The sequence below is a fragment of the Alteromonas sp. S005 genome (genome assembly GCF_036864475.1).
Taxonomy (GTDB): domain Bacteria; phylum Pseudomonadota; class Gammaproteobacteria; order Enterobacterales; family Alteromonadaceae; genus Alteromonas.
Genome location: NZ_JAZETN010000013.1, coordinates 60,456 through 86,045, shown reverse-complemented (window position 1 = coordinate 86,045; position 25,590 = coordinate 60,456). Strand labels below are relative to the sequence as shown.

General features: G+C 44.0%; 23 protein-coding genes. 15 read left to right on the top strand and 8 right to left on the bottom strand.

All coding sequences use genetic code 11. The features are described from left to right. Window positions 1-88: 88 nt before the first annotated feature. The 4 genes from V7R55_RS14695 to fldA all read left to right on the top strand — a co-directional run bounded on the left by V7R55_RS14695 (window position 89) and on the right by fldA (window position 2,264). The gene (locus V7R55_RS14695; protein WP_334060047.1) at window positions 89-487 is read left to right on the top strand and encodes an H-NS histone family protein; all 399 of its coding nucleotides are present in this window, start codon (window positions 89-91) and stop codon (window positions 485-487) included. A gap of 103 nt (window positions 488-590) precedes the next feature. Beyond that, a complete protein-coding gene (locus tag V7R55_RS14690; protein WP_334060046.1) occupies window positions 591-1,370 on the top strand; it encodes an alpha/beta fold hydrolase in 780 nt (259 codons plus the stop codon). A gap of 124 nt (window positions 1,371-1,494) precedes the next feature. Further along, window positions 1,495-1,713, top strand: a complete 219-nt coding sequence (locus tag V7R55_RS14685; RefSeq protein ID WP_012519093.1) for a DUF2788 domain-containing protein — start codon at window positions 1,495-1,497, stop codon at window positions 1,711-1,713. Between the two features lie 26 nt (window positions 1,714-1,739). Further along, entirely contained in the window at window positions 1,740-2,264 is a 525-nt protein-coding gene (gene fldA, locus V7R55_RS14680; RefSeq protein ID WP_014949739.1) for a flavodoxin FldA, read from the top strand. Between the two features lie 125 nt (window positions 2,265-2,389). On the opposite strand, the gene V7R55_RS14675 is transcribed toward fldA, so the two are convergent. Then, window positions 2,390-4,396, bottom strand: coding sequence for a methyl-accepting chemotaxis protein (locus tag V7R55_RS14675; protein WP_334060045.1), 2,007 nt, complete (start codon window positions 4,394-4,396; stop codon window positions 2,390-2,392). A 312-nt stretch (window positions 4,397-4,708) separates the two neighbouring features. Between V7R55_RS14675 and fur the strand changes: the two genes are divergently transcribed. Next, window positions 4,709-5,137: a ferric iron uptake transcriptional regulator gene (gene fur / locus V7R55_RS14670; RefSeq protein ID WP_136782749.1), complete on the top strand. Its 429-nt coding sequence runs from the start codon at window positions 4,709-4,711 to the stop codon at window positions 5,135-5,137. 56 nt (window positions 5,138-5,193) lie between these two features. Here the strand turns inward: fur and V7R55_RS14665 are convergent, their stop codons facing one another. The 4 genes from V7R55_RS14665 to V7R55_RS14650 form a co-directional block, all read right to left on the bottom strand. Next, a complete protein-coding gene (locus V7R55_RS14665; protein ID WP_334060044.1) occupies window positions 5,194-6,060 on the bottom strand; it encodes a D-amino acid aminotransferase in 867 nt (288 codons plus the stop codon). Next, a complete protein-coding gene (locus tag V7R55_RS14660; protein ID WP_334060043.1) occupies window positions 6,057-7,004 on the bottom strand; it encodes a biotin-dependent carboxyltransferase family protein in 948 nt (315 codons plus the stop codon). The genes V7R55_RS14665 and V7R55_RS14660 overlap by 4 nt, the downstream gene beginning before the upstream one ends. After that, window positions 7,001-7,741: a 5-oxoprolinase subunit B family protein gene (locus V7R55_RS14655; RefSeq protein ID WP_334060042.1), complete on the bottom strand. Its 741-nt coding sequence runs from the start codon at window positions 7,739-7,741 to the stop codon at window positions 7,001-7,003. The genes V7R55_RS14660 and V7R55_RS14655 overlap by 4 nt, the downstream gene beginning before the upstream one ends. Before the next feature lie 135 nt (window positions 7,742-7,876). After that, window positions 7,877-8,614 carry a 5-oxoprolinase subunit PxpA gene (locus V7R55_RS14650; RefSeq protein ID WP_334060041.1) on the bottom strand — a complete coding sequence of 246 codons (738 nt, stop codon included), beginning with the start codon at window positions 8,612-8,614 and terminating at the stop codon, window positions 7,877-7,879. A gap of 65 nt (window positions 8,615-8,679) precedes the next feature. Here V7R55_RS14650 and V7R55_RS14645 point away from each other — a divergent pair, with 65 nt between their 5' ends. The 5 genes from V7R55_RS14645 (at window position 8,680) to V7R55_RS14625 (ending at window position 17,973) form a co-directional block, all read left to right on the top strand. Further along, window positions 8,680-9,564, top strand: a complete 885-nt coding sequence (locus tag V7R55_RS14645; RefSeq protein WP_334060040.1) for a CvfB family protein — start codon at window positions 8,680-8,682, stop codon at window positions 9,562-9,564. An 84-nt stretch (window positions 9,565-9,648) separates the two neighbouring features. Then, window positions 9,649-10,041 carry an OsmC family protein gene (locus V7R55_RS14640; protein WP_334060039.1) on the top strand — a complete coding sequence of 131 codons (393 nt, stop codon included), beginning with the start codon at window positions 9,649-9,651 and terminating at the stop codon, window positions 10,039-10,041. 213 nt (window positions 10,042-10,254) lie between these two features. Then, the gene (locus V7R55_RS14635; RefSeq protein ID WP_334060037.1) at window positions 10,255-11,388 is read left to right on the top strand and encodes an efflux RND transporter periplasmic adaptor subunit; all 1,134 of its coding nucleotides are present in this window, start codon (window positions 10,255-10,257) and stop codon (window positions 11,386-11,388) included. Window positions 11,389-11,413: 25 nt separating this feature from the next. Further along, entirely contained in the window at window positions 11,414-14,797 is a 3,384-nt protein-coding gene (locus tag V7R55_RS14630) for an efflux RND transporter permease subunit (protein WP_334060036.1), read from the top strand. Further along, the gene (locus V7R55_RS14625) at window positions 14,794-17,973 is read left to right on the top strand and encodes an efflux RND transporter permease subunit (protein ID WP_334060035.1); all 3,180 of its coding nucleotides are present in this window, start codon (window positions 14,794-14,796) and stop codon (window positions 17,971-17,973) included. Before V7R55_RS14630 ends, V7R55_RS14625 begins: the two co-directional genes overlap by 4 nt. 125 nt (window positions 17,974-18,098) lie before the next feature. Here the strand turns inward: V7R55_RS14625 and V7R55_RS14620 are convergent, their stop codons facing one another. Together V7R55_RS14620 and V7R55_RS14615 are read right to left on the bottom strand one after the other, a co-directional pair. After that, window positions 18,099-18,428, bottom strand: a complete 330-nt coding sequence (locus V7R55_RS14620; RefSeq protein WP_014979515.1) for a DUF3718 domain-containing protein — start codon at window positions 18,426-18,428, stop codon at window positions 18,099-18,101. Between the two features lie 416 nt (window positions 18,429-18,844). Then, on the bottom strand, window positions 18,845-19,639 hold the full coding sequence (locus V7R55_RS14615) for a DUF2189 domain-containing protein (protein ID WP_334060034.1): 795 nt from the start codon (window positions 19,637-19,639) through the stop codon (window positions 18,845-18,847). Between the two features lie 272 nt (window positions 19,640-19,911). On the opposite strand from V7R55_RS14615, the gene V7R55_RS14610 reads away from it, so the two are divergent. The 5 genes from V7R55_RS14610 (at window position 19,912) to V7R55_RS14590 (ending at window position 25,068) form a co-directional block, all read left to right on the top strand. Next, window positions 19,912-21,132 (top strand): pyridoxal phosphate-dependent aminotransferase, encoded by a 1,221-nt coding sequence (locus V7R55_RS14610; protein ID WP_334060033.1) that lies wholly within the window; start codon window positions 19,912-19,914, stop codon window positions 21,130-21,132. A gap of 1 nt (window position 21,133) precedes the next feature. Further along, window positions 21,134-21,733 (top strand): 5'-deoxynucleotidase, encoded by a 600-nt coding sequence (gene yfbR / locus V7R55_RS14605; protein ID WP_334060032.1) that lies wholly within the window; start codon window positions 21,134-21,136, stop codon window positions 21,731-21,733. A gap of 76 nt (window positions 21,734-21,809) precedes the next feature. Next, complete coding sequence (locus V7R55_RS14600; RefSeq protein WP_334060031.1) at window positions 21,810-23,153, top strand: anti-phage deoxyguanosine triphosphatase; 1,344 nt, start codon at window positions 21,810-21,812, stop codon at window positions 23,151-23,153. A 152-nt stretch (window positions 23,154-23,305) separates the two neighbouring features. Then, window positions 23,306-24,313, top strand: a complete 1,008-nt coding sequence (msrP, locus tag V7R55_RS14595) for a protein-methionine-sulfoxide reductase catalytic subunit MsrP (RefSeq protein WP_334060030.1) — start codon at window positions 23,306-23,308, stop codon at window positions 24,311-24,313. 95 nt (window positions 24,314-24,408) lie between these two features. After that, a complete protein-coding gene (locus V7R55_RS14590) occupies window positions 24,409-25,068 on the top strand; it encodes a sulfite oxidase heme-binding subunit YedZ (protein WP_334060029.1) in 660 nt (219 codons plus the stop codon). A gap of 22 nt (window positions 25,069-25,090) precedes the next feature. Here the strand turns inward: V7R55_RS14590 and V7R55_RS14585 are convergent, their stop codons facing one another. Beyond that, on the bottom strand, window positions 25,091-25,489 hold the full coding sequence (locus V7R55_RS14585; protein ID WP_014998633.1) for a YqaA family protein: 399 nt from the start codon (window positions 25,487-25,489) through the stop codon (window positions 25,091-25,093). Window positions 25,490-25,590: the final 101 nt, after the last annotated feature.

Sequence of the window (25,590 nt, the reverse complement as noted above, 5' to 3'; positions counted from 1 at the left end):
TTTAAAAGCGAGCTTAGCTCGCTTTTTTTTTGTGCTACTTTTAATTATTATCTTAAAGAAATTTAGTACAACGTATTAAGGTTAATTAATGAGCGACTTTTTAGATATTTTAACCCATGGAAGACGTTTACAAGGTGCTGTTAAGGAATTAAGCATAGAAGAACTTGAACAAGTTCAGGAAAAACTTAGCGGTATAATAGAAAAAAGAAAAGAAAAATTACTAGAACAAGAAAAACTAGAAAAAGAAAAGTTAGAAAAACTTGCTGCTATTAAAAAGCAAATGGAAGAAGCAGGTCTAAACGTAGAAGATTTACAAGCGTTAGATACCAGCACAAACAAAAACGTAGGTAAGAAGCGTCCTATCAAATATAAACTTGTGGATGACAATGGCGAAGAGCACTTGTGGACAGGCATTGGCCGTATGCCTCGCGTTTATAAAGATGCACTAGATAGCGGCAAATCTCTTAACGATTACGCTATTAATTAATATTATTTTTCAACTTGCCAATAAGGTCTGTTTTTACAGGCCTTATTTTGTTTTTAAGACTCAAGCTATGTCTAGCAGACAATTATTTATAGGTAAATAAGTCGTGAAGTTAAATTATAAACTTTCAAAGCGAGATTCGTCATCACCATGGTTAATTTTAATCCATGGACTTTTTGGCAACGCGGATAATTTAGCCGTTGTAAAGCGGCACTTTGAATCAGCTTATAATATTGTAAGCGTAGATCTCCCAGATCACGGTGAGTCACCGTGGACTGATAGTTTTTCTATGTCAGATGCCGCGGACGCAATTTACGACATTATGCAATCTTTAAATATTGAAAAAAGCGCTGTATTGGGTCATTCCCTTGGCGGAAAGGTTGCAATGAAACTCGCCTTAAATCACAACGAAAATATCACACAATTAATCGTAGCTGATATTGCCCCTGTGAGTTATGAGCACAGCCACCAAACGGTATTTGATGGGTTGAATTCTGTTTCTTTGGATACCATTGAGAGTAGGAAGGACGCCGAGAAGCAAATGACTGCTCACGTTAAAGAAATGGGCGTTAGACAGTTTCTTTTAAAAAGCCTGTATCAAGACGAAAACGGAGCATGGAAGTGGCGCTTCAACGTGAGCGGGCTAATGAAAAGTTACTCGCACATTATTGATTGGGAACAAACAAATCAAACGTTCGATGGCGTAACCTTATTTATTAAGGGCAGCGAGTCCGACTACATTACATCGGCCTATCGAGATGCGATAGCTCGCTACTTTCCGAATGCGAAGGCGCATGTTATTGAAGGTACGGGACACTGGCTACACGCGGAAAAGCCAGCGATATTTAATGGTATTGTAGAGAGAACGCTTAACAAATCGTCATAAAGTGGAACATTTCTCGTCCATTAGGATGAGAATGACTATTATTACATATTTTTGAACGTTTTAGGCTCTTACAGGCGTACATACTGTGGTATAGTTGCGCCAGATTTTTTTAAGTAACAACACTATGCTTGCAGAAAATTACGAACTCATTGAGTCCATTATGCTGTACGGCGGCTTGTCTATTCTTTTTGGGTTGATGGGTTTTGCTGTACACGATGTACTGCGTAAGAACGATGTACCACTTATTGGACGAGTGGTCACCTATGGCGTGCTAGGTTTAGGTGCGTTAGGATTTCTTGCGAAAGGCATTATTGAATGGTTTTGGCTAAGCACAGGCGTTTAATTAGTAACGATTAATAGAGGTTAGATATGGCAAGCGTTGGCCTATTTTTCGGAAGTGACACGGGTAACACCGAACATGTTGCGAAAATGATCCAGAAGGAATTGGGTAAACAGCTAATTGATGTAAAAGATATTGCCAAGAGCAGTAAGGAAGACATCGCCGAGTTTGATTTGCTTATCTTCGGTATCCCTACGTGGTACTACGGCGAAGCACAGTGTGACTGGGATGACTTCTTTCCTGAACTTGAGCAAATTGACTTTAACGACAAGCTAGTTGCTATTTTTGGCTGTGGTGACCAGGAGGATTATGCAGAATACTTCCTAGACGCTATGGGCATGGTACGAGACATTGTGGAAGCCAAAGGTGCTATCCTTGTGGGTCAATGGTCTACTGAAGGCTACGACTTTGAAGCATCTAAAGGCATGGCGGACGATAATCACTTTGTTGGTCTTGGTATCGATGAAGACCGTCAGCCAGAATTAACAGACTCTCGTGTTAAAGCATGGTGCAAGCAGATTCATGACGAGCTTTGCTTGGCAGAGCTCGCCTAGACACTGCCTAGGTCGCTATCAACAAGTAGCTATCAAATGAAGAAAACCGCTCCAATGGAGCGGTTTTTTATTGTACCAAAGCACCCTTTCAATTTTCGTTTAATTCTTAAGCGCCATTAGATGAGCTAAAGCCGAAATCGCTCTACCGCCTTCCTTAAGCTTTCTGTCTGCGCATCTAGCATCATGGTTGATTCGTTCGACTGTCTAGTGCTCTGTGCACTTGAATCAGCAAGGGCTACAATGCGGTTTAAGCTTGTTGCTACGTCACCAAGTAACACATCTTGTTGCTCTGTATCTTCAACAATATGTTCGTTAATGTCACTCAACCGTTCAATGATTTCTCTGATACTTTCAACTTGCTGAGAAACCTGCTGGGTTATATCTACACCTTCTTGCGCTTGCTCACGACCTGCATTAATGGCTTTCACAGCTTGCGCTGCATCTTTTTGCAAGTTACCAATCATTTGCTCGATTTCTTCTGTAGAGTCGTGCGTTCGATTTGCTAGTGTTCGCACTTCATCTGCAACAACTGCAAAGCCCCTGCCCTGTTCACCAGCTCTCGCAGCCTCAATAGCGGCGTTTAGCGCCAACAAATTAGTTTGCTCTGCTATGGTTTTGATTACGTCCAAAATACTGCCGATGTTTCTAGAGTTATCATCTAAACGTCCAATAACCTGAGCTGAAGACTCTGCCTGCCTTGCTTGGTTGCTAACTTGCTCACTACTTTTTTGAACCAGTTGACCAATGTCAGTACTTTGTCTGGTAATAGTACGTAATGCATCCATCGCTTCATTAATTTGCTCAAGGTTGCTACGGCTTTTGTCTTGAACATTCTTTGTATTAGTGGAGGTAACCGTAACTTGCTCTCGCTGTTTATCCACTTCAGACAAACTTTTGTTACCAAGCTCAACACTTTTTTTGGTGATTTCAATTAACCGTTTTTCCTGCTCTAGGATATTACCCACCAGTTCTCTAAGGCTGTCCGTTAAGCTGTTAACTTTTGCTGAAAGAGCAGAAAACTCATCGTTGCCCTCTTCAGGTAATTTAGTACTCAAATCCCCTTGGCTTAACTGGCTTAACCCTTTGTTTATATGCGCTAGCGGCTTTGAAATACTGCGCGTTACAATCACCGCTAGAAAGATAGCAGCGGTAAGCCCTATCGCAGCAACTATAATATTGCGAACCAAGTTTTCTTGCACCGACTCAAGTATCGCATTCTGGCCTTCAAGGGACTGATTTTGAACGGTATCAAACAACTTATTTATATCGGCAATGGCGGTGTCTAATGCCTGATTTGCCCGTTTTTGTGCTTGCACCGCATTTTCGACTTCAGCGAGTTTCTGTCGCTGTAACGCGATCAGACCATTTGAACCATTTACTGCTTCCAGCAATAAGTCGTATTGCTCGTTAAACGCCTCGATAGTACCGCCATCATCTACACCTGTAGCCAAACGGTTCACATAATCCTTATCTACCTGCAGATTACTTAACTGATATTCGAGATCTTCAATAATATTGGCGCTTTGCGTGGCGTCGCTAGATTCGGCCAACTCGATAAATGAGTCGTTCATTGTCAGTAGCTTATTATCAATGGCTGTACCTGCGCCAATAAGCGTATCAAGACTCGGATCACTGCTATCGAGATAAGAAAGGTCTAGCATCAATGCACTAGCCTCGTCTGCTGTCATAAGTACTTTTTCAAGTTGCGTAGCAAGCGCGCTCTCTATATTCATTCTCTTGTTAATCGCAATGTACATTTCATTGCTTTCACTCACGTAGCTCGAACTTACTTCAACAGCATTCTTAGCTATTGCGTTTTTCGGCATGAGAGACTTTAATCGCGACAAATCGTTAGAAAAGGTCGATGACAATGTATCGAATGTTTGCTTGTTGCTTTCTAGTTCGTCTCGACTTCCTACGTGGTAACCATTGGCCGTAATCACCGATAAAGACAGTATTTCGGTTTTAACTTTTACCATACTGGTCTGTACTGGCATTTTTTGCTCTACAACATCTTGTGCAGAGTCCTTAATACCGCTTAAACCAAAATAAGAAAGGATACTTGTGAGTAATAGTAAGCAGCCAAATAAGCCGAAGCCTAAAGTGATTTTATTTATTATTGTCAACCGCATGGGTACTTCCACTTAAATACATGCTAAAAACTACGAAAAGAATTAAACTCTTTAAGTTTAGTTTAACAGGATGTTAATTCAATACATCAAAAGTTTTATTTATTTTACTTATTTGTTCGATAAATCGAGTACTTACATTCTGGTCAGGCCACATGATGTAAGGCCCCTACTTAAGTACAATATTTTTTGCAATTAGCGTCTTGGGCAAATTTTCAACGAGAAGACAAAGATTCCACGGTTTTGCTTTTAAATTGTTTCAACTTACCTATAATAACCACCAAACACTTATTCACTCGTTCTTAGTAGGCTGTAATGGATCAAAATAAAGAATTGAAAAAAGCAGGGCTTAAAGTCACTCTGCCTCGCCTTAAAATTTTACAAATTCTGCAAGAGCCAGAAAACCAACACATCAGCGCTGAAGACGTATATAAGATCCTAATTGAACAAGGTGAAGAAATTGGCCTTGCTACAGTTTACCGAGTGTTAAACCAATTCGATGATGCAGGTATTTTGAACCGCCACCACTTTGAAGGTGGGAAGTCGGTATTTGAAATTAGCCATAAAGATCATCACGACCACCTTGTGTGTCTGAAGTGTGGCAAAGTGATCGAGTTTGAAGATGAGATTATCGAAGAACGTCAAGAGATGATTGCTAAGCAGCATAAAATGAAGCTTACTCACCACAGCCTTTACCTGTATGGCGAATGTACTGACGGTAATTGCGACAACGCTCCTGATTAAAAAGCAATTTTTGTTTAGTAAAAGGCCCGCTTCGTTAAGCGGGCCTTTTCAGTTTATTACGCTTGAAACTTATAGGCATGGTAGGCACTGATTGCCTTTTCCCATATATCGCCTACTTCTCCAGAGCCTATCTTCTTGCCCTCTACTTCAACTACTGGGGCAACTTCTTTGCTTGACGACGTTAACCAAACCTCATCGGCAGCTAGCAAATCATCTTTACTAAACCAGGTTTCTGTCACCACCAACCCAGCTTGTTTGAATGCCTCTATAGCAATGGCGCGAGTAATACCGGGGAGCAATTCATGGTTCAGGGGCGGCGTAGATATACACCCGTCTTTCACCATAAATACGTTGCACGAACTTGCCTCAGTTATCATGCCTTCACTGTTGTACAAAATAGTTTCGTTAACACCAGCATCGACACCTGCTTGATAGTGCATAACGTTACCTAACAAGGAAGTAGATTTAATATGGCAGCGCTGCCATCTTTTATCCTGTTGAAGCGCAACTTTGAAAGGCTTAGCATCAGTTTTAGCAGTAGGCTGAGGTGGCGCTATTTCAAAAGCAAAGCCAAATACTGTAGGCGCAATATTCTTGGGGTATGCATGAAAACGTTTTGTATCGGTGCCTCGACTCACATGGAAATAAACGCCTATATTTCCACTTTCAATAAACACTTTGTTTTTCTCAATTAAGCTGGACAAAATGGTTTGCCACTCATCGCCTGAATACGGATTGGTGATTTCTATAGCATCAAGTCCTTGCGACATCCGTGAGGTGTGGCCTTTAAACCCTACTGCCTTACCAGAATAGGTAGGGATAACTTCATAAATACCGTCACCAAAAAGAAAACCTCTATCCATTGGAGAAATCTTAGCCTCAGAAAGAGGCATATACTCACCGTTTAAAAACGCAATCGTCACAATATTTCTCCTTGTAATCGGCGACGTCTACTTGTCATTAATAGCCAGTCTGCCCTTGCTTCTTCTTCGTTTTGAAATACGAAATTCACTTTTTCACCTGGCACGGCTTGGGCCAAGCGACTTATATCACAGGGGCTTACACAGCCAAGTTTAGGGTAGCCCCCCAATGTTTGCCTGTCACGCATCATCACAATTGGCTGCCCGTCACCAGGCACCTGAATTGCACCTAAATGTATTGCCTCAGAACGCATGTTTTCTATTTCGGCGGAAACTGATTCGCCGGTAAGCCTAAACCCCATTCGGTCTATAGACGATGAAACCGTATAGCTGCTTGTTTCAAACGTGCGTAAAGCAACAGCGCTAAAACTCGAAAACTGATACCCGGGAATAACCCGAATAGACTCTAAAAAACCATAGTTGTCTATGTGCTGCCGCGAGAGAGTGCGCATTCTAGCGGTGCTTTTAATTCTGCTGTTAGCTGAAATGTCGATGCAATCGCCGTCTTTTAACGCGCATCCCTTACCATCCAACCCACCAAGTTGTTCGCGTACTACCGTACATGCACTCCCTACCGCTTTTGGCACGTGCCAATTTCCACCTATTGCCAAATAGGCTTTGCTACCAAGTAGAGCGCTGCCAAACGTAATAGTTGCGCCTGCCGGTACATGTTGGCTCTGGTATGTTGCTTTAGCGTTTCCATCTACATCGAGTGTGGCCTCCCTTCCGGTAACAGCAATTATACAATCTTCATTTACCTGCAATTGCATTTCGCCAATGGCTTCAATGCAAGGCGTGCCATCTAAATTGAAGGCAAGAAAATTGGCCCAATCATAGGCGTTACTATCCATGGGGCCTGATTCACAAAAACCATCCCGTTGTCGCCCTACCCGTCCGCTATCAATGATAAGGCTAAACAGTCCTTTGTTGAGTACTTCAATTCTCATCGTTCAACCTGCAATCCTGCTTTGTATTCTTGTTCAGTAACCGAAACAAACTTAACCACATCCCCTGCTTTTAATCGCGATTCACTTTGTTCGTCGCTGTGAATGAGCATATCAAATGCCGTGAGCCCCAATAGGTTCCAGCCTCCGGGTGATTCACTGGGGTAAACAGCGGTTTGCCTATCAGCAATTGCGACCGCTCCTTTTGGAACCCGTTTACGCGGTGTACCTAGCCGCGCACAGCTGAGCGCTTCTGGAATATCGCCCATATAGGCGAAACCCGGAGAAAACCCTACTGCGAAAACTTTATACGTTGTACTGGTGTGTAATTCGATAACTTCTTCAATAGACAATGAGGTTTTCTTGCTCACTACACTTAAATCACTGGCATTAGGCGCGCCGTACCACACAGGAATTTCAATCACGGCACTACTTTCATTCTCTTTTGCCTGCAAAGAGAATGATTGCAGGCTCATCTCTTCAGCGCTTAGATTACTTAAGGCACGGTATACACCGTGGCTATCAATTAATGCCATATCAAAAATAATCAATAGGCTGTCATAGGAAGGCACGCACTCGCGCAGCCAACGCCATGAATTGCTTTTCTTTTTGCTATCTATCGCTGCCAGCATGCAATGACAGGCATTATTCGCGTCATCCAAATTTGCGCCTTCAAAATACAAGATGATGGCGTCTGCGCTTGCTGTAACTATTCGTTTAATACGACCGAAAGCTTGCATCTACTGTCCTTGTTATTTAAACGGCTGTCAGTGCTTGGTTCTGAGTACCTGGTTTTAGATATACCACTCTCAGCACAACAATGGGTAACAGCCTCTTGTATTGTTCTTGTAAAATGTGTTTTTTATGAGGCAGGTTTATAGAAATGTTCTGATTTTCTTTGCAATATTCACCGCCCCTTTAGTATCACCATGTACACACAGAGAATCCGCTTCTACTGCTAGTTTTGCTCCCGAGGCTGTCGTTACTGTTCCCGATGATATAAGTTGTTTAGCTTGAAGCAATGCGTCGCTCTCGCTTAACACGGCACCTTCGATCAAGCGAGATTGTAGCAAACCTTCATCGGTATAACGCCTGTCTGAAAACGCCTCAAAAAACAACGGCAGCCCCCACTCTTTCGCAGCGTCTTTAAGCGCTCCATTGTGCGAAGTAGCCTGAACCATTAACGCAAGGGGCGAATCTGAAGACTGCATATTTATTTCCGCTATGCTTTGCATGACTGTGCCCATGACAGCTGTATCTTTCATCATGTCATTGTAAAGCGCACCATGAGGTTTCACATAGCTCACTTTAGCTTCGCAAATTTTTGCCATTCCACTTAACGCGCTTACTTGATATTGAATCATAGCGCTAAGTTCATCAGCGGCAATCGCCATACTTCTGCGGCCAAATCCCTGTAAGTCTGGATAGGCGGGATGGGCACCTATGGCCACATCATGTTGTTTGGCCAACAAAATAGCCTGCTTCATCACTAACGGGTCACCCGCATGAAAACCGCACGCAATGTTTGCCTGATCAATTTCTGCCATGATGGCCGATTCCACCGGCATTGACCACGCGCCGAAACTTTCACCTAAATCGCAATTTAACTTCATAATGGTTTAGCTCTTACCCTCATTCCAGTATCATGTTACCTGTTCTTTTTAAAAAGTCAGTGCTGATGATAAATATTGGAAAAATTAATACATTACGCGTGGTAGCCCAATACCCTTTTGGCTACGCTTTAGCGCCACTTGTCGAAATCAACGACGAAAACGACAGCGTAATAGAAATAGATGATGCTGAAGAGCTGCAAACTGTTACCCTCGCGATTGACGAAGTAGAGACTTCACTTACCGAAGGCCAACAGGTAAACGTATTTGTAGCCACAGATCAGCGCGGCGATCTCTATGCCACCATGAAGAAACCTCTGATTCAAGTTGGTGAAACTAAGGTACTTAAAGCAGTTTCTGCTACAAATTTTGGTGCATTCTTCGACTGGGGCTTAGACAACGATCTGTTAATGCCCAACGATTACCAAGCCCAACCTGTTAACCCAGGTATGTACTATGTTGTTCACACCTTTTTTGATGATAAAACCCAGCGTATTTTAGGTGCTACTAAGCTTCACTATTTTCTAAAGGAAACTAGTGCCTACCTTAATGAAGGCGATACGGTGGAATGCTTAGTTTATGCCAAAACTGATTTAGGTTTTAAGGTGGTTATCAATGAAAAAAGCTTAGGGCTAATTTTCCACAGCGATGCCTTCAAGCCGCTTAAAGTCGGGCAGGCAACTGAGGGTGTAATCAAAACAATTCGTGACGATGGAAAAGTTGACGTAGCCCTTCAGCGCGTAGACAAAGGTGGCCGTGATGCACTTCAACAAGCCATTTTGGATGACTTAGACGCTCATGGTGGGATTTCAACGCTAACAGATAAGAGTGCGCCAGAAGCCATTTACTCTCATTTTAACGTAAGTAAAGCAGCGTATAAAAAAGCGTTAGGGGCGTTATATAAGCAAAAGAAAATCACGCTTAGCCCTGATGCAATTCGCCTTAACAAATAAACGCACATGTCACAGCTGCATTGAAGCGCTAAATTAACCTGCCTTGCAGCTTCCTTTATTATTCTTACGACATTAGGACAAACAATGAAAGCACGTGTTTCTTGGGATCAAGATTTAACTTTTACAGGTACAACAGACAGCGGCTATAAAACAGTGATGGACGGCAGCGGTAAAGCTGTATCTCCAATGGAATCAGTGTTGCTAGCGGTGGGTGCGTGTTCAAGCGTTGACGTGGTAGACATTCTTAAAAAAGGTCGCTTTAACATTGAAGCTTGCAATTGTGAATTGGAAGCTGAGCGTGCTGAAGAGCCGCCTCGTGTATTTACTAAAATTCACGCCCATTACACGGTGTCAGGTGACGGGATTAGCGAAAAAGCTCTTGCCCGTGCGGTGCAGCTTTCTGCAGAAAAATACTGTTCCGTCATGCTAATGCTAACGGGTAATGTTGAAATCACCACAAGCTATACTTTGGTTTAATAGACTATTGTAGAACTCACCGCTTATTAGCAATTCTCGCTAAGCATTAGTAGAAAAGGCCAACCACTTGGGTTGGCTTTTTCGTTGAAACTGCTTTTTACACTCGTAAATTATTGAAATAATTAGCAATTAACATTAGTTAACATCTTTGGCATATTAGCTGCTGTATGTGGTCATTATTATATAACGACAATTACGTTAGGGTTATTGACCATGGAAACTACAACGCACAGCAACACCTCTTTTGCACCAATACGTTCTTTATTACCGTTTTCGCCAACATCACTCAAATTACTTGTTGGAAGCGGTATTGTTGCCCTCACTCTCTCGATAACAGCATGTTCTAATGCTGATGCCATTAACGACCAAGCCAATACCACTGAAGTTGAAGAAACCGTTTTTGCTATTCCTGTTGAAACTCAAACCATTGTTACCGGCGACATTACGTCCACTTACGATACAACCGCTATTTTAGAAGCCCGTGAAGAAGCTTTTGTGGTTGCGCGAGCATCTGGAATTATCGAAGAAATCTTCGTAGAAGAAGGAGATTATGTTGAAAAAGGCCAGGTCCTGGCACAGCTAGATAAGCGCCGTTACGAGCTGAACTTATCAAAAGCACAGGCTGATTTAGCTGGTATTGAAAGCGAACTAGAAAAGGTCAACAAAGTCTATTCTAAAAAGCTTATCAGCGATGACACTTACGACAAGCTCACTTCGCAATTTGAATCAGCAAAAGCATCTGTACGCTTGGCTGAACTTGATTTGAAAGAAGCAACGATCACGGCACCAATTGATGGATACATTGCAGAAAGGAATGCCAAAGTTGGTAACCTTACTGAATCTTTCCAGCGGGAAAGGATGTTTCATATCGTTCAACAGCGCAATCTTCAAGGCATTGTGTACCTGCCTGAAAATGAGCTACCTAACGTAGTGATTGGACAAGGTGCAATGCTTACCGTGGCGGCTTTAGGCGACAGAAGTATCACCGCGAGCGTTGAACGTATAAGCCCGGTCATTGATGCGACCACCGGCACGTTTAAAGTAACTTTAAAAGTACCAAACGAAGGCAACCAGCTTAAAGCCGGCATGTTTACCGATGTATCTCTTGAATATGCCACCCACGCCAACGCCACCCTTTTACCCCGCAGAGCCTTAGTTACTATTGACAATAGCCATAGCGTATTCGTTGTCGATAACGGCAAAGTTAAAAAAGTGAACATTTCTACTGGCTTTGAAAACAACGAAGTCATCGAAGTTACCAATGGTTTAAATGGTAATGAAGAAGTGGTTACCGCAGGCCACCAAAACTTGAAAGACAGCGCCCCTGTTGAAGTAGTTAACAGCTAATTCGGCCTAACAAGGAACTCACACAATGCGTATTGTAGATATTGCTGTAAAGCGCCCTGTTGCCGTTAGTATGTTCACTTTTGCGGTATTGCTTTTTGGTATGGTGTCGTTAGGCAGACTGTCGGTTAACCTACTGCCTGACCTATCTTACCCTACTCTCACCATTCGCACCGGCTACGATGGTGCAGCGCCAGGCGAAGTAGAACAACTGGTTTCAAAACCCATTGAAGAGGCCATCGGCGTAGTAAAAGGTGTACGTAAAGTCACGTCCACATCGCGTGCAGGCCAGTCTGACGTAGTGCTTTCATTTGCATGGGGTACTGACATGGATTTCGCGAGCTTAGAAGTGCGCGAGAAACTTGATGTATTACAGCTTCCCCTTGATATAGAAAAGCCAAGGCTCCTTCGTTTTAACCCAAGTTTAGACCCGGTAATTAAACTGGGGCTGACGGCACAAAGCGATACGTCAAGTTTAAGCGTAGCGCAAATGAAGCGATTACGATTATATGCCGAACAGCAAGTAAAACGCGCGCTAGAGTCAGTAGAGGGTGTGGCAGCCGTGCGCGTTGGCGGTGGTTTAGAAAACGAGATTCACATTCTTATCGACCAGCAGAAAGCCAGTCAGCTGTCTATTCCTATTACCCGCATTGTTGACCGGGTCAGTGCCGAAAACATTAACGCGGCGGGCGGTCGAATTGATAACGCAGCCCAGGCGTTTTTGGTCAGAACCTTAAATCAGTTTGAAACGCTAAGCGATATAGAAAACCTCTTCATTGGGCGTTTTGAAGGCAGAAACATTCAACTTAAAGACGTGGCAACGGTTGAAAGTGCTTATAAAGATCGTGATGTGGTAACGCGCTTTAACGGCAATGAAGGCATTGAAATTGCCATTTATAAAGAAGGCGATGCTAACGCCGTTAACGTTGCGCAAAAAGTGGCTAGCCGGTTAAATGAGGTCAACACCAACCTGCCTTCTAACTACACGCTTAGCGAAATTTATGACCAAAGTGTGTTCATCAAGCAAGCTATAGATAACGTAAAATCAGCGGCAGTGATGGGCGGTATTTTAGCCATGTTGGTGCTGTACCTTTTTCTTAAAGACTTCTGGGCTACCGTTATAATCTCGGTTTCTATTCCGGTATCAGTAATTGCCACCTTTAATCTAATGTATGCCAACGACATAAGCTTAAACATGATGAGCTTAGGTGGTATCGCGCTGGCTGTTGGATTATTAGTAGATAACAGCATTGTTGTGCTTGAAAATATCGATCGTCATAAGAAGTTAAAAATGGCTGGAAGTGATAACGCTACAGCTAATGAAAAAACGACGGCAGAAGCCACAGACACTGATGCATCTGCCGCCAGCGAAGGAACAAAAGAAGTCTCTGGCGCAATTGTGGCTTCGACACTGACCACTATGGCCGTGTTTGTGCCGCTGATATTTGTAGAAGGTATTGCAGGTCAGCTGTTTAAAGACCAAGCGTTGACTGTGTCGTTCGCTTTAGCTGCATCGCTTGTTGTTGCACTCACACTTATCCCTGCAATGGCACATAAGAAGAAAAAGCAACAGCTAGATCACGAAGAGGTGTTCACTACACCAGCGCCTACCCCCCCTACGTCAACGTTTGGCAAAGTTATGTATTACGTTACCCTGCCAATTCGTTGGGTATTCAGACTTATCTTTGTATTTTTACCTGCAGCCTTGGTCACCTTGGTGATAGGTGCATGGCATATCGTCAGCAAGTTATTAAGCGTTGCCTTTAAACCACTTATCTGGGTATTTAACAAAGGGTTTGACCTTCTCGCTTCTGCTTATGAAAAACTGCTGCGCGTAAGTCTTAAAGCCAAAGCGCTGGTGTTAGCTACTGCCTTTATTCTTGCTGCTGGCGCGATAATGCTGGTACCAAAACTAGGTATGGAACTTATTCCTACCCTGTCACAAGGAGAATTTTCGGTAGAAGTGACCCTTCCTGCGGGTTCGCCACTAGCGCGTACCGACGCTATTATCAGCGAGCTTGCTGCGGTTGCAGTGAATAACAATGATGGCGGCGAAACCAAGGTGCTTCGCACGTATGCCATGTCTGGTACGGGCAGTCTTATAAGCGCCGCGCCTAATCAGGGTGGTGATCATTGGGGCCGCTTAAACATTGTTATGCAGCCTACGGCGACGGCTGGCGATATGGGCGATGTGAAGCGTGCGCTTCGTGATCATTTAGCGTTTAAACCTCAGGTTCAGGCAACGTTTTCAGAGCCAGAGCTATTTAGCTTTGCATCGCCTATTCAAATTGAAATTGCGGGTTACGACCTAAATCAGTTACAACAGTATGGCGACGCTATTGCGACCAAACTAGCCAGTTTTAATAATTTTGCAGACGTAACGACCAGCATTCGTGACGGAAACCCAGAGCTTAAAATAGCCTTCCATCACGCAAAACTTGCTCGCCTTGAGCTTGATGCATCAACCGTTTCTCAGCTTATTGCGGCCAAAGTAGGTGGCCGTGTCGCCACACAGTATAGTGTTGAAGACAGAAAGGTGGATGTGCTGGTAAGAACCCAAGAAAACCAGCGAGATGACATCGCCAGCGTACGTGCCATTGTTGTTAACCCAGGCTCTGCACAACCTATTCCATTAAGTGCCGTTGCAGACGTATATATAAGTGTAGGTCCTAGCGAGATCACCCGCGTTGGACAGCAGCGTGTAGCATTGGTATCGGCAAACTTAGCCAAAGGTAAGCTTGATGAAGCAGTTGCCGTTGCTAATAAAGTCATTGATGAAACCCAGCTTCCTTTGTCATTAAGTGCAACAGTAACCGGGCAAAGTGAAGACATGCAAAGCAGCTTCCGTTCCCTACAGTTTGCCCTGGCACTTGCCGTGTTTATGGTGTATTTGGTTATGGCGTCACAGTTTGAGTCGTTGTTGCACCCACTGCTTATTTTGTTCGCCGTGCCGCTAGCCGGTGCAGGTTCTGTGTACGGGTTGTGGCTTACCAATACGCCGCTTAACGTGGTGGTATTTATCGGTTTGATTATGCTGTGCGGCATCGTAGTGAACAACGCTATTGTATTAGTTGACCGTATAAATCAGTTACGCCGTCAAGGAGTAGATAAAGACACCGCTATTTTAGATGCTGCAAAGACTCGCCTGCGCCCTATTGTGATGACTACACTCACTACGGTGTTGGGGTTATTGCCTATGGCGTTTGGTTTTGGTAAAGGTGCTGAAATTCGCACGCCAATGGCCATCACCGTTATTTACGGCCTTCTGTTTGCAAGCTTGCTTACCCTCATTTTACTGCCAGTGCTTTACAGCCTGTTCGACGTGAAGAAAAACGTTGCGCAGAAAACGTCTGTTAATACTAATGCGGGCTTTGGTGACGAAGCAGCAATGTCGAAAGGAGGTGTACTATGAGTACACCTTTTAACAACGCTAATAACAGTTCTGAAACCCATACTGACAAGCGCCAAACACGTGAACCGAGTCAATGCGAGACAGACATAGCTTCACAGCCGCACCTTTCAAAAATTGCAGGTATAGGCGCTGGGCTTGCACGCTTTGCGCTAAACAAGCCCGTTACCATTGGAATGCTGTTTTTGTCTATGTTGCTTTTCGGCATTGTATCTGGACGCCTGTTACCCCTTGAAAAGTTCCCTGGGATTGATATTCCAGAAATGGTAGTGCAGATCCCCTACCCTGATGCAACGCCAGTTGAGATTGAAACGATGATAACCCGTCCGGTTGAAGAGGCCGTTGCTACCATGTCGGGGATAAAGCGCTTAAGGGCCCGCTCGTACGACAATATGGCTGAGGTCATTGTGGAGTTCGACTGGGATGAAAACCTTAAAGCTAAAAGCATTGAGGCGCGGGAAAAGATTGATGCTATTCGCCATGAACTTCCTGACGATGTAGAGCGGATCATGGTGTATAAGTTCAACACAAACGATATGCCTATATTCCAGCTGCGCGTATCGAGCGACCGCGATTTATCGAATGCTTACGACTTGCTTGAGCGTAACCTTAAGCGTCCGCTAGAGCGTGTTCCGGGTGTATCAAAAGTTGAGCTATACGGCACCGTGAAGCGCCAAATCACTATTCGTTTAGATCCTAAGAAAATGGCGGCCTACCAAATAGACGGTACACGCTTAGAGCAACAGCTTCAAAACGCCAACTTCTCGCTCACCGCGGGCTACATGTACAATAACGGTGAAAAAATTCTGGTTAACCCAACTGGCGAATTTACCGATGTAAACGATTTTAAAAACATGTGGGTTACCCGCAGCGTTCGCTTGTCTGATATTGCCAGCGTGACTTATGAGCTTCCTCAACGCAACGAAGGACGCCATTTAGATCGCACCTTTGCGGTAGGCTTTAACGTATTTCGCGAATCGGGCAGCAATCTTGTAGAAGTTTCCGACGCGGTAATGAAGGTTATCGAAAAAGCCAAGGAAGACCCTGAGTTTACAGGCATTAGTTTATTTGTGATGGACGACACCGCGAAAAGCGTGACTTCGTCGCTGAGCGATTTGCTAAACGCAGGTCTTTTAGGTGCGTTGCTTTCAGTTATTGTGCTGTACTTATTTTTGCGCCAGCTTACCACCACCTTAATCGTCGTGCTTTCTGTACCGTTTTCTATCTGTATTGCCTTAGGCGTAATGTATCTATTGGGTTATACCCTCAACATTCTATCCCTTATGGGCCTGATGTTGGCGGTAGGCATGCTGGTAGACAACGCAGTTGTTATCACTGAAAGCGTATTTCAAGAACGCCAACAAGAGGGAGATATTAAGCGGGCCACCCAAATTGGTGTAAATAAAGTCAGCCTTGCCGTTATTGCCGGAACTGCTACTACGGCAATTGTGTTTTTACCCAATATTATTGGGGTAAAAATAGACGTGACTATTTTCTTAGAGCACGTTGCTGTGGCTATCTGTATATCTCTTTTCGCATCGCTTTTCATAGCTAAAACTCTTATCCCACTACTGACAACAAAGGTAAAAATTCCCGTAGTAAAAGCGCCTAAAACGCCAACATATATCAAAGGCTATGGCCGCGCACTTAACTGGATGTTGAAGCACCAAGGCGCAACCTGTGTAATTGCTCTATTGCTACTTGCATCGACAATTGTACCCATGCAGGTAGTTACGTCTGACGATGAGGGTAATAACAACCAGGAACGTATTTGGCTTAACTATCACGTAACGCAGAATTTTACGCTTGAAGAAGTGGAAAAAACCGTAGATAGAATGGAAGCTTACCTTTATGAAAACCAAGAACGTTTTCATATTAAACAGGTTTATACTTATTTTACTGCCGGCCATGCAGTAAGCGGTATTACGCTTAATGACGAACTGCCCGTAAGTGTAGGAAAGATTAAGGAGGATATTCGTGAAAACATGCCTTCATTTGTGCGTGCTCGCCCCTCCTTCCAATGGGATAGCGGCAACGGCGGTGGCGTAAGAGTTACGCTGTTGGGTGAATCGTCCGAAACCTTGCTAAACATTTCAGAGCAAATAGTTCCTATTCTTTCTGCTGTAGAAGGGCTGGAGGATGTAAAAGCCGACACGGGGTCTACCCGCGATGAGGTTCAAATACGCATAGACAGAGAGAAAGCAAACCGCTTTGGCATACAAGTAAACGATGTGGCTAAACTTATCTCTACGGCACTACGAGGCAGTAATTTACGTACATTCCGCTATGGTGACGCCGGAGAAGTCGCAGTGCAGCTTAAGTTTGGCAGCGATATTCAAGCTTCGCTAAGCGAACTTAAGAACATCAATATTGGGTTTACGCAGGGTCAATCGGTAACGCTGAACATGATTGCAGATTTCTCTGTGGTGCCACAGCTTTCGCAAATTAACCGCAACTATCGTCAAACGGCGCTAGCTATTGGTGCAAATCTAGCGGGTGAAACCACCACCGAACAAGCTCGTGAACGCATAGAACAAGCATTAGCTAATATCGAATTGCCGACAGGCTACAAGTGGACGCTTGACGGCAGCTTCTCTCGCCAGAATGAAGCCAATGCCGTAATGCAAATGAATATGCTGCTGGCACTTTGCATGATATACGTTGTAATGGCTGCATTGTTTGAATCGCTGATACTTCCAACGTCTGTGATCACTTCGCTGTTATTTTCGTTCACCGGTGTGTTTTGGGCATTTATGGTGACAGGTACATCTATGTCTATCATGGGGATGATTGGCATGCTGATCCTGATGGGTATTGTGGTTAACAATGGCATCGTATTGGTGGACAGAATTAATCAGCTCATTAATGAAGGTCTGTCGCTGTATGACGCAGTGATTGAAGGATGTATGACACGCATTAGGCCTATTCTGATGACAGTAGCCACAACGGTTTTAGGGCTTATTCCACTTGCGATGGGGAGTACTCGAATAGGCGGCGACGGTCCTCCCTACTCACCGATGGCGATAGCGATCATTGGTGGGCTGGTGTTCTCAACGCTAACCAGTTTATTCTTAGTTCCTCTTGCCTATGTGTTATTGCTAAAGCTTAGGTTTAAAACGCAGCGTTTGTTTAAAAACAGTAGAGCGCGTGTAGCCACATATATTAAAATCGCCAATTAAGGCGCATATTAAAGCAAAAATAAGACAAAGAGCGGGTCTAGTTTTCACCATTTACGTCAACGTGATTGACGATGAGTGCAAGCTAGCCCGCTTTTTCTGGACTAATGGTAACCGCAGTCAATGCCTTAGCTACGCGACGTTAGGTATTCATGTACCGCATCAGCGTGACGCTCTTCAGAAAACTTAATTAGGCTACTTCCATTACATGTTAGGCCTTCCTCGGACGTTACCATGCGCAATACTTCACGCTGGCTAGCGCCAATACGACCTACGTTACGTGAAAGGCTTGAACGAAGTACTCTTACGTCATCGTTGATAATCGCTTTACAAAAGCCTGCAAACTGGGTTTCGCCTACGAAGCGAATGTCTTTGGACTCTGCGGCTGCATTTGCATTGATGCTAAAAGCGACAGTCGCAGTAGCTGCAAAAACTTTAAGTAGGTTAGATAGTTTCATTTTAAAATCCTCAATGTGTGGTTAAGGGTGCTGTGCAAGTTTGTGGCAAACTCTCAAGTTAAGTTGAGCAGAGTTGAATGAATCAACAATTTGCTCAACGCCCTTTATTTATGCATCAAGAATAAAATTTTTTCTGTTGAATGATTGTGTAACCTGGGTAAATGCTTAGTAAATCAAGTTGTTACACTGTTGTTACCATGCTAACCCATTGAATTATTTGGCATAACATAAATTGCATATTACTAATATATCTAGCCACTATGTTTATAGGAAGAAAGAAGTATAAGACTTAAGTATAAAAAAGCCCCTTTCGGGGCTTTAAAACTGTAATTTTAACAAAACAAATGGCAAATAAGCGTATTTATTGCGCTGAAAAATACATTTTTTCGTAATTTAATTACAGAAAACGAAGTGAATTATTCATATTTACGTTCGCGCTTAGTCTCAATTGCATCAATATAAGCGTGCCACGATGCATAGCCGATAATCGGCATGAGCACGATAAAACCCACGAAACCGGTCACATAGCCAATTGCTACTGTGGTAAAAATAATCGCTCCCCAAATGAGCATGGGTACCTTATTCAACCACACTGCATTCACACTGGTAAGCACTGCAGTTGCAAGATCTACCTTACGCTCCATTAAAATAGGTTGAGTAAACGCCGTAATAAATAGCATTGCCAGTGTAAAACCCGCACCGACGATTGTGCCCAGCGCTAGAAACGGTAGTAAGCTTTCCAAGTCGTTCTCTATATATGGTGGATAAAGTGCATGGATTAGCGATGCCACACGCAGCCAAAATATCATCATCACCATAAGCAAAATAGCAAAGCCCCATTCGTTAAACGCATTTCTGCGCATTGCGCGCAGCGAATGGCGCAATGTGGGCTTATGGCCTTTCTCCATTTCCCAGCTTACATCATAAAGACCAGCAGCCAGAAACGGCCCTATCAACATAAAGCAAACAATGGCGGGTAAAATAACTAAGTGCCAACCTGTCATTTCAACCAAGTACATAATGAACCACGGAATAACCGCGAAAAGAACGCCATAAAACAATGTGAGTCCCGGCGCGCGCATAGCGTCTCGTAATGCCAATGACAACCACTTTATTGGATCGCCAACGTCTAACTCTTTACATGGAATAACACGCGCTATACCGCTTTGCGTGATCGCATTCTCTGGTGTTTCTTTGAAATGGTGCGACATATTCTTATCACCTCTGCTTGTTAGCCTGTTTGTTACTAACGCGTTTTTTATACACGCCTTACTACTACGATAGGCGCTGAATGAAAAGTTCACAAGCTATTAACATAAATTTTATACTTAAGTGACAAGCGGATCATTCATCTCGTTATGTGGTCAATAAATAGCCACTTGGTGAAAAAAGTCGTACTTAAAGGGGAAATACTGCAAAAAGGCCATCGCATATGGCTTTGTATTGCGATAACCTCAGGGTATGTAAATCAACCAGATAGACCATGAAAACTGTATCTCGCTCACATAAATTAGATAACGTTTGTTACGACATTAGAGGCCCAATCGCTGCGCAAGCACGCAAAATGGAAGACGAAGGACACCGCATATTAAAGCTGAATATCGGTAACCCTGCCCCATTTGGATTTGAAGCCCCTGACGATATTGTAAAAGACGTTATTCATAACCTGCCTACGTCTCAAGGATATTCAGACTCGACAGGAATTTATGCCGCCCGCGTGGCCGTGATGCAGTACTACCAACAGCGCAACATTAAAGACATCCGTGTAGACGATGTTTATATTGGTAATGGCGTATCTGAGTTAATCATGATGGCGATGCAGGCGCTACTTAATCATGGCGATGAAGTGCTAATTCCAAGCCCTGACTACCCGCTTTGGACGGCCGCAGTTAGCCTATCGTCAGGTTCGCCTGTACATTACCGTTGCGATGAGCAAGCAGGCTGGTTCCCAGACATTGACGATATAAAAAGTAAAATCACCAGCAAAACTCGCGCGATTGTACTGATTAATCCCAATAACCCTACAGGTGCTGTGTACGACAAAGCCCTTCTACAAGACGTAGTTGAAGTAGCCCGCGAGCATGGCTTAGTCGTATTTAGCGACGAGATTTACGACAAAATTTTATACGATGAAGCCCAGCACACCAGTATTGCGTCACTCGCTGATGACGTATTTTTTGTTACCTTCGGCGGGTTAAGCAAAAACTATCGCGTGGCGGGCTTTCGCTCTGGCTGGCTTGTTGTTAGCGGCAATAAACGCTTGGCGTCGGACTATATTGATGGGCTCAATATTCTATCTTCCATGCGTATGTGCGCTAACGTACCTTGTCAAAGCGCTATTCAAACAGCGTTAGGCGGCTATCAAAGCATTGACGACTTGGTGAAAGAAAACGGGCGCCTTCGCATTCAGCGCGACGTGACTACAGATATGCTAAACGGCATTGACGGTATTTCGTGCGTTAAACCTAAAGGTGCCATGTATTGTTTCGCCAAAGTGGATGAGAAGAAATTCAACATTCAAAACGACGAACAAATGGTGCTGGATTTATTAAGCTCTGAAAAAATTCTGCTGGTACACGGTCGCGCGTTTAACCTGACGGAAGGTACTTACTTTCGATTAGTATTTTTACCGCACAGCGATGTATTGGTGCCTGCACTGCATCGTATTGGCAACTTCTTTAGAACGTATAAACAGGGGGCGTAACGTGTCTGACAAAAGTCACTTTTTTGCGCACCTGGCGCGCCTAAAGCTTATTAATCGCTGGCCGCTGATGCACAATGTGCGCACAGAAAATGTGCAGGAGCACAGTTTGCAGGTGGCCATGGTTGCCCATGCGCTTGCCTTAATAAAAAATAAGTTTTTTGGCGGCGCACTAAACCCTGATCGTATTGCTACCATGGCAATATTTCACGATGTGTCCGAGGTGCTCACCGGAGACCTGCCTACTCCAGTAAAATACTTCAACCCTGCGATTAAAGAAGAATACAAAAAGATCGAAAAAATTGCAGAGAACAAGCTCATTGAAATGGCGCCAGAGGCATTTCGAGAAGACTATGCGGCACTGATTGATCATCACTACCACAGCGAAGAAGAAGCTTTTATTGTGAAAGCAGCAGACGTGCTTTGCGCTTACCTAAAAACGCTTGAAGAATTAGCTGCTGGTAACCAAGAGTTCAAGCTGGCTAAGAAACGATTAGATAAAACCCTTAAAGAGTATCATTCTGAAGAGGTGGACTACTTCTTAACGCGTTACGTACCAAGCTTTTCTTTAAGTCTTGATGAAATTACGCAAGACGATATGTGAGCAAGGCGATAAACAGCGCTTAAATCACTATACTGACGAATAGAAGTAGCACACACAGCAAGGCAGCGAGGTTTTTTTGGCAACAAGCGATTGGGAATTAGCATTACACGAGCGTCGTTTACCCCGTAGCGAAACAAGAGACGGCGATCATCGCAATCCGTATCAACGTGATAAAGCGCGTGTTCTTCACAGCGCTGCCTTTCGCAGATTGCAGGCAAAAACCCAAGTGCTCGGTGTGGGGCTGAGCGACTTCTATCGCACTCGACTAACCCACTCTCTAGAAGCCGCCCAAATTGGCACCGGTATTACTGCTCAGCTTTGGGTGAAATTTCCAGATATTGCGACGACGTTAGCGCTTGATCCTACGTTAATCGAAACCCTTTGCTTGGCTCACGATATTGGTCATCCCCCATTCGGCCATGGTGGTGAAATTGCCCTTAATTACATGATGCACCAATACGGCGGGTTTGAAGGAAACGGACAAACCTTTAGGATCATCACTCAGCTAGAGCCCTATACCGCCGAACACGGCATGAATTTATGTAGAAGAAGCGTGTTAGGCTTGGTTAAATATCCAAACTTTATCGATGCCCTTCATTGTAAAGAAGCTACGCCCGAGCGCCCTGTTTCACTTCGTCAGGTAAAGGCCCACGACTGGCATCCGCCAAAAGGTCTGTTTCGCTGCGATGAGCCCCTATTCGACTGGCTACTTGCGCCATTTAGCAATGAAGATAAAGATGCGTATATGCAGTTTACTGCAAAACCGAATGCGCACAGCAAAACGCAGTTTAAATCGTTCGACTGCTCAATTATGGAGCTGTCTGACGATATCGCCTATGGCATTCACGACTTAGAAGATGCCATTGTAATGGATATGGTCGACAAGCATCACTTTGTCGAAGATGTAACCACGCCGCTTAAAGCGCTAGATGTACCTTGGCTGTCAAATAATATAGAAGAGTTAACCAACAAACTATTTAGCGCAGCACATCACGAAAGAAAAAATGCCATAGGTGCGCTGGTTAATAGCTTTATCACGGCTATTGAAATAAAAGGCGTGGAGGGGTTCGCTCACCCGTTACTTGCGTTCAACGCCGTGATGCCTGAGCAATTTGCACAAGCCCTAGAGCTTTTCAAACGCTTTGTATTTAACAAAGTAATACGCCGCCCCGATGTACAGCTATTAGAATACAAGGGACAGCTGGTAGTTATGGAACTTTTTGAAGCCTTTGCATCAGATCCCGACCGCTTACTTCCCGAAAACACCCAAGTTCGCTGGCGTAAGGCCTGTGAGAGCGGCAATGGTATGCGCGTTCTCGCCGACTATATATCGGGTATGACCGATGAATTCGCATCTCGCCTATACAGTAATATCTTTTCACCTAAACAAGGCGGTATTCAAGATAGTCTGCATATGTAGATTGTTTTGTTTTTCCAAATTAATTGAAATGAAAAGACCGTACTCTCGGTCTTTTTTATTATGTTGAACTTACTCGTTACATTAACGTAGCTAAATGTATCGGTTGAAGTAACGACCAGTTCTCGTAGTCTTATCATAACTTAGGTGACGTAATGCCAAAACCATTTAAACCCTCAGTAAAATTAACTGATAACGACGTAACCAATGAAGACGTTTACAAGAGTCGTCGTTCATTGCTCAAATCTATGGGCTTTGTAGGTGCGTCTACGTTACTTGCAAAGTCGGCAGGTGCTGCCGGTTGGTTTTGGGAAGATGAGGAAGAAAAGACAGCGTTTAAAGGAAAGGCGCTTGAGTTTAGTCAGCCCTCTAAGTTCCAAATAACGGAAACCCGAACGCCTGAAGATAAAGTGACCAGCTACAACAACTTCTATGAGTTTGGCACATCTAAAGATGCACCTGCTAAAAATGCGACTGAATTTCAAACTAATCCATGGACGTTAAAAGTTGACGGGATGGTTAAAAACCCCATTGAGCTTGATCACGATGCCTTAACAAAGCGTTTTCCCCTTGAAGAACGCATTTACCGCTTGCGCTGTGTTGAAGCATGGTCGATGGTGGTGCCTTGGATTGGGTTTGAGTTGGGGGCTTTGTTAAAACAAGCCGAACCATTAATGTCAGCCAAATATGTGGCATTTGAAACTTTATATGACCCTGAGCAAATGCCCGGTCAACGAAGCCGCTTTACCGGTGGTGGTATTGATTACCCTTACGTAGAGGGTTTGCGTCTTGACGAAGCCATGCACCCGTTAACGCTCATGTCGGTTGGTCTTTACGGGAAGACCTTGCCACCTCAAAACGGCGCGCCTATCAGGCTTGTTGTACCGTGGAAGTATGGTTTTAAGAGCATTAAGTCTATTGTGAGAATTCGCCTTACCGACAAGAAGCCGCCTACCACATGGAATCGACTGGCCGCCAACGAGTATGGCTTTTACGCCAACGTGAATCCAAACGTGTCGCACCCAAGGTGGAGCCAGGCCAGCGAGCGTAGAATAACCACAGGTGGGCTACTCGCCAGAAATCGCATCGACACCCAAATGTTCAACGGTTACAGCGAAGTCGCGCCGCTATACAAAGATATGAACTTATCCCGTTATTACTAGTTGTGACTTTATGAGGCCACAACCAAATAGCTAGTCATTCATATCAATATCACTTAACTAGAGTTTTTAAACATTATTATTAAGTTGTTCATTTAATGCCGTTAAGAAAAAAACCATTTCGACTCTCTGTATGGCAGCGCCGCAGCCTAAAAGGTCTTATTCACCTTTTAGCATTGGGCTATATCACCTGGTTGTTTTTTGCAGGGGTAACCGATCAGCTTGGTCCAGACCCTGTAAATACCCTTATTAATGAGACTGGAACTTGGGCAATTCACTTTCTTTTACTCACGCTTACTCTTAGCCCACTTGCTAAATGGCTACCAAGCCCAGAACCGATGCAATTCAGACGTATGATTGGCGTATACACCTTTGTGTACGCCTTTGCACATCTGCTCACTTACATTGTGTTTGAACTCCAGCTTGATATGGCACTAGTGGCTAGCGAGATAGTAAGCAGGCCCTACATAATTGTTGGCATGGCAGCGTTACTTCTTCTTTTTGCTCTCACTGCCACGTCGTTTAAGCGCATCCAGCGCAATATGGGAAGAAAGTGGCAGAAGCTTCATAACAGCGTTTACCTGATCCTGCCCCTTGCACTACTCCATTTCAGTTGGTCGCAGAAGACGTTTTGGCAAGAGCCCGTTTGGTACTGGATGATTGGACTACTATTAATAAGCCCAAGAATGAAGCAATGGTATGTGACGCATCACAAGAAAAGCCAAAAGAAGTCGAGAGACAAAAACGCAGTGGCGTGAGAAAACTAAAGTCGAAAACCTTTTAGACAAGCACGTAAAGCAGCGCAGCATAACGCGCTGTTTTGCTAAGCGTTACCGCGAGAATAAAAAACCAAAACGGGCTTCTAAGTACACCTGCTACTAAAGTAATAGGGTCGCCAATAATAGGTACCCAGCATAAAAACAAGCTCCACTTCCCCCACTTTGTAAAGGTGTAGCTTGCACGGTTAAACGCTGCTTCGCTCACTTTTAACTTATCGGTCGCAATTTCTTTTCCGAACTTGAAGCCCAATGCATAATTAACCACCGAGCCGAGTACATTTCCTAACGAAGCAACAACAAGCAACAACACCCAGCTCAACCCACTACTGTATAAAGCACTAAGCACAATTTCAGAACTAAAAGGCAATATAGTGGCAGCCAAAAATGCCGATAAGAACATCCCCAAGTAGCCTAAATGTATTAATGCGCTCAACGCTCCTCCAGCTATATACAGTAGTTTTCTATGTAAAATTCGCGCGCATCTTACCCTAATCGGAGTAT

Excerpts from the sequence above, each read along its gene's own strand:
- V7R55_RS14695 (WP_334060047.1), top strand. The coding sequence starts at position 89 with ATGAGCGACTTTTTAGATATTTTAACCCATGGAAGACGTTTACAAGGT.
- V7R55_RS14685 (WP_012519093.1), top strand. The coding sequence starts at position 1,495 with ATGCTTGCAGAAAATTACGAACTCATTGAGTCCATTATGCTGTACGGC.
- fldA (WP_014949739.1), top strand. The coding sequence starts at position 1,740 with ATGGCAAGCGTTGGCCTATTTTTCGGAAGTGACACGGGTAACACCGAA.
- V7R55_RS14675 (WP_334060045.1), bottom strand. The coding sequence starts at position 4,396 with ATGCGGTTGACAATAATAAATAAAATCACTTTAGGCTTCGGCTTATTT.
- fur (WP_136782749.1), top strand. The coding sequence starts at position 4,709 with ATGGATCAAAATAAAGAATTGAAAAAAGCAGGGCTTAAAGTCACTCTG.
- V7R55_RS14660 (WP_334060043.1), bottom strand. The coding sequence starts at position 7,004 with ATGAGAATTGAAGTACTCAACAAAGGACTGTTTAGCCTTATCATTGAT.
- V7R55_RS14655 (WP_334060042.1), bottom strand. The coding sequence starts at position 7,741 with ATGCAAGCTTTCGGTCGTATTAAACGAATAGTTACAGCAAGCGCAGAC.
- V7R55_RS14650 (WP_334060041.1), bottom strand. The coding sequence starts at position 8,614 with ATGAAGTTAAATTGCGATTTAGGTGAAAGTTTCGGCGCGTGGTCAATG.
- V7R55_RS14645 (WP_334060040.1), top strand. The coding sequence starts at position 8,680 with ATGATAAATATTGGAAAAATTAATACATTACGCGTGGTAGCCCAATAC.
- V7R55_RS14640 (WP_334060039.1), top strand. The coding sequence starts at position 9,649 with ATGAAAGCACGTGTTTCTTGGGATCAAGATTTAACTTTTACAGGTACA.
- V7R55_RS14635 (WP_334060037.1), top strand. The coding sequence starts at position 10,255 with ATGGAAACTACAACGCACAGCAACACCTCTTTTGCACCAATACGTTCT.
- V7R55_RS14630 (WP_334060036.1), top strand. The coding sequence starts at position 11,414 with ATGCGTATTGTAGATATTGCTGTAAAGCGCCCTGTTGCCGTTAGTATG.
- V7R55_RS14625 (WP_334060035.1), top strand. The coding sequence starts at position 14,794 with ATGAGTACACCTTTTAACAACGCTAATAACAGTTCTGAAACCCATACT.
- V7R55_RS14620 (WP_014979515.1), bottom strand. The coding sequence starts at position 18,428 with ATGAAACTATCTAACCTACTTAAAGTTTTTGCAGCTACTGCGACTGTC.
- V7R55_RS14615 (WP_334060034.1), bottom strand. The coding sequence starts at position 19,639 with ATGTCGCACCATTTCAAAGAAACACCAGAGAATGCGATCACGCAAAGC.
- V7R55_RS14610 (WP_334060033.1), top strand. The coding sequence starts at position 19,912 with ATGAAAACTGTATCTCGCTCACATAAATTAGATAACGTTTGTTACGAC.
- msrP (WP_334060030.1), top strand. The coding sequence starts at position 23,306 with ATGCCAAAACCATTTAAACCCTCAGTAAAATTAACTGATAACGACGTA.
- V7R55_RS14590 (WP_334060029.1), top strand. The coding sequence starts at position 24,409 with ATGCCGTTAAGAAAAAAACCATTTCGACTCTCTGTATGGCAGCGCCGC.
- V7R55_RS14585 (WP_014998633.1), bottom strand. The coding sequence starts at position 25,489 with ATGTTCTTATCGGCATTTTTGGCTGCCACTATATTGCCTTTTAGTTCT.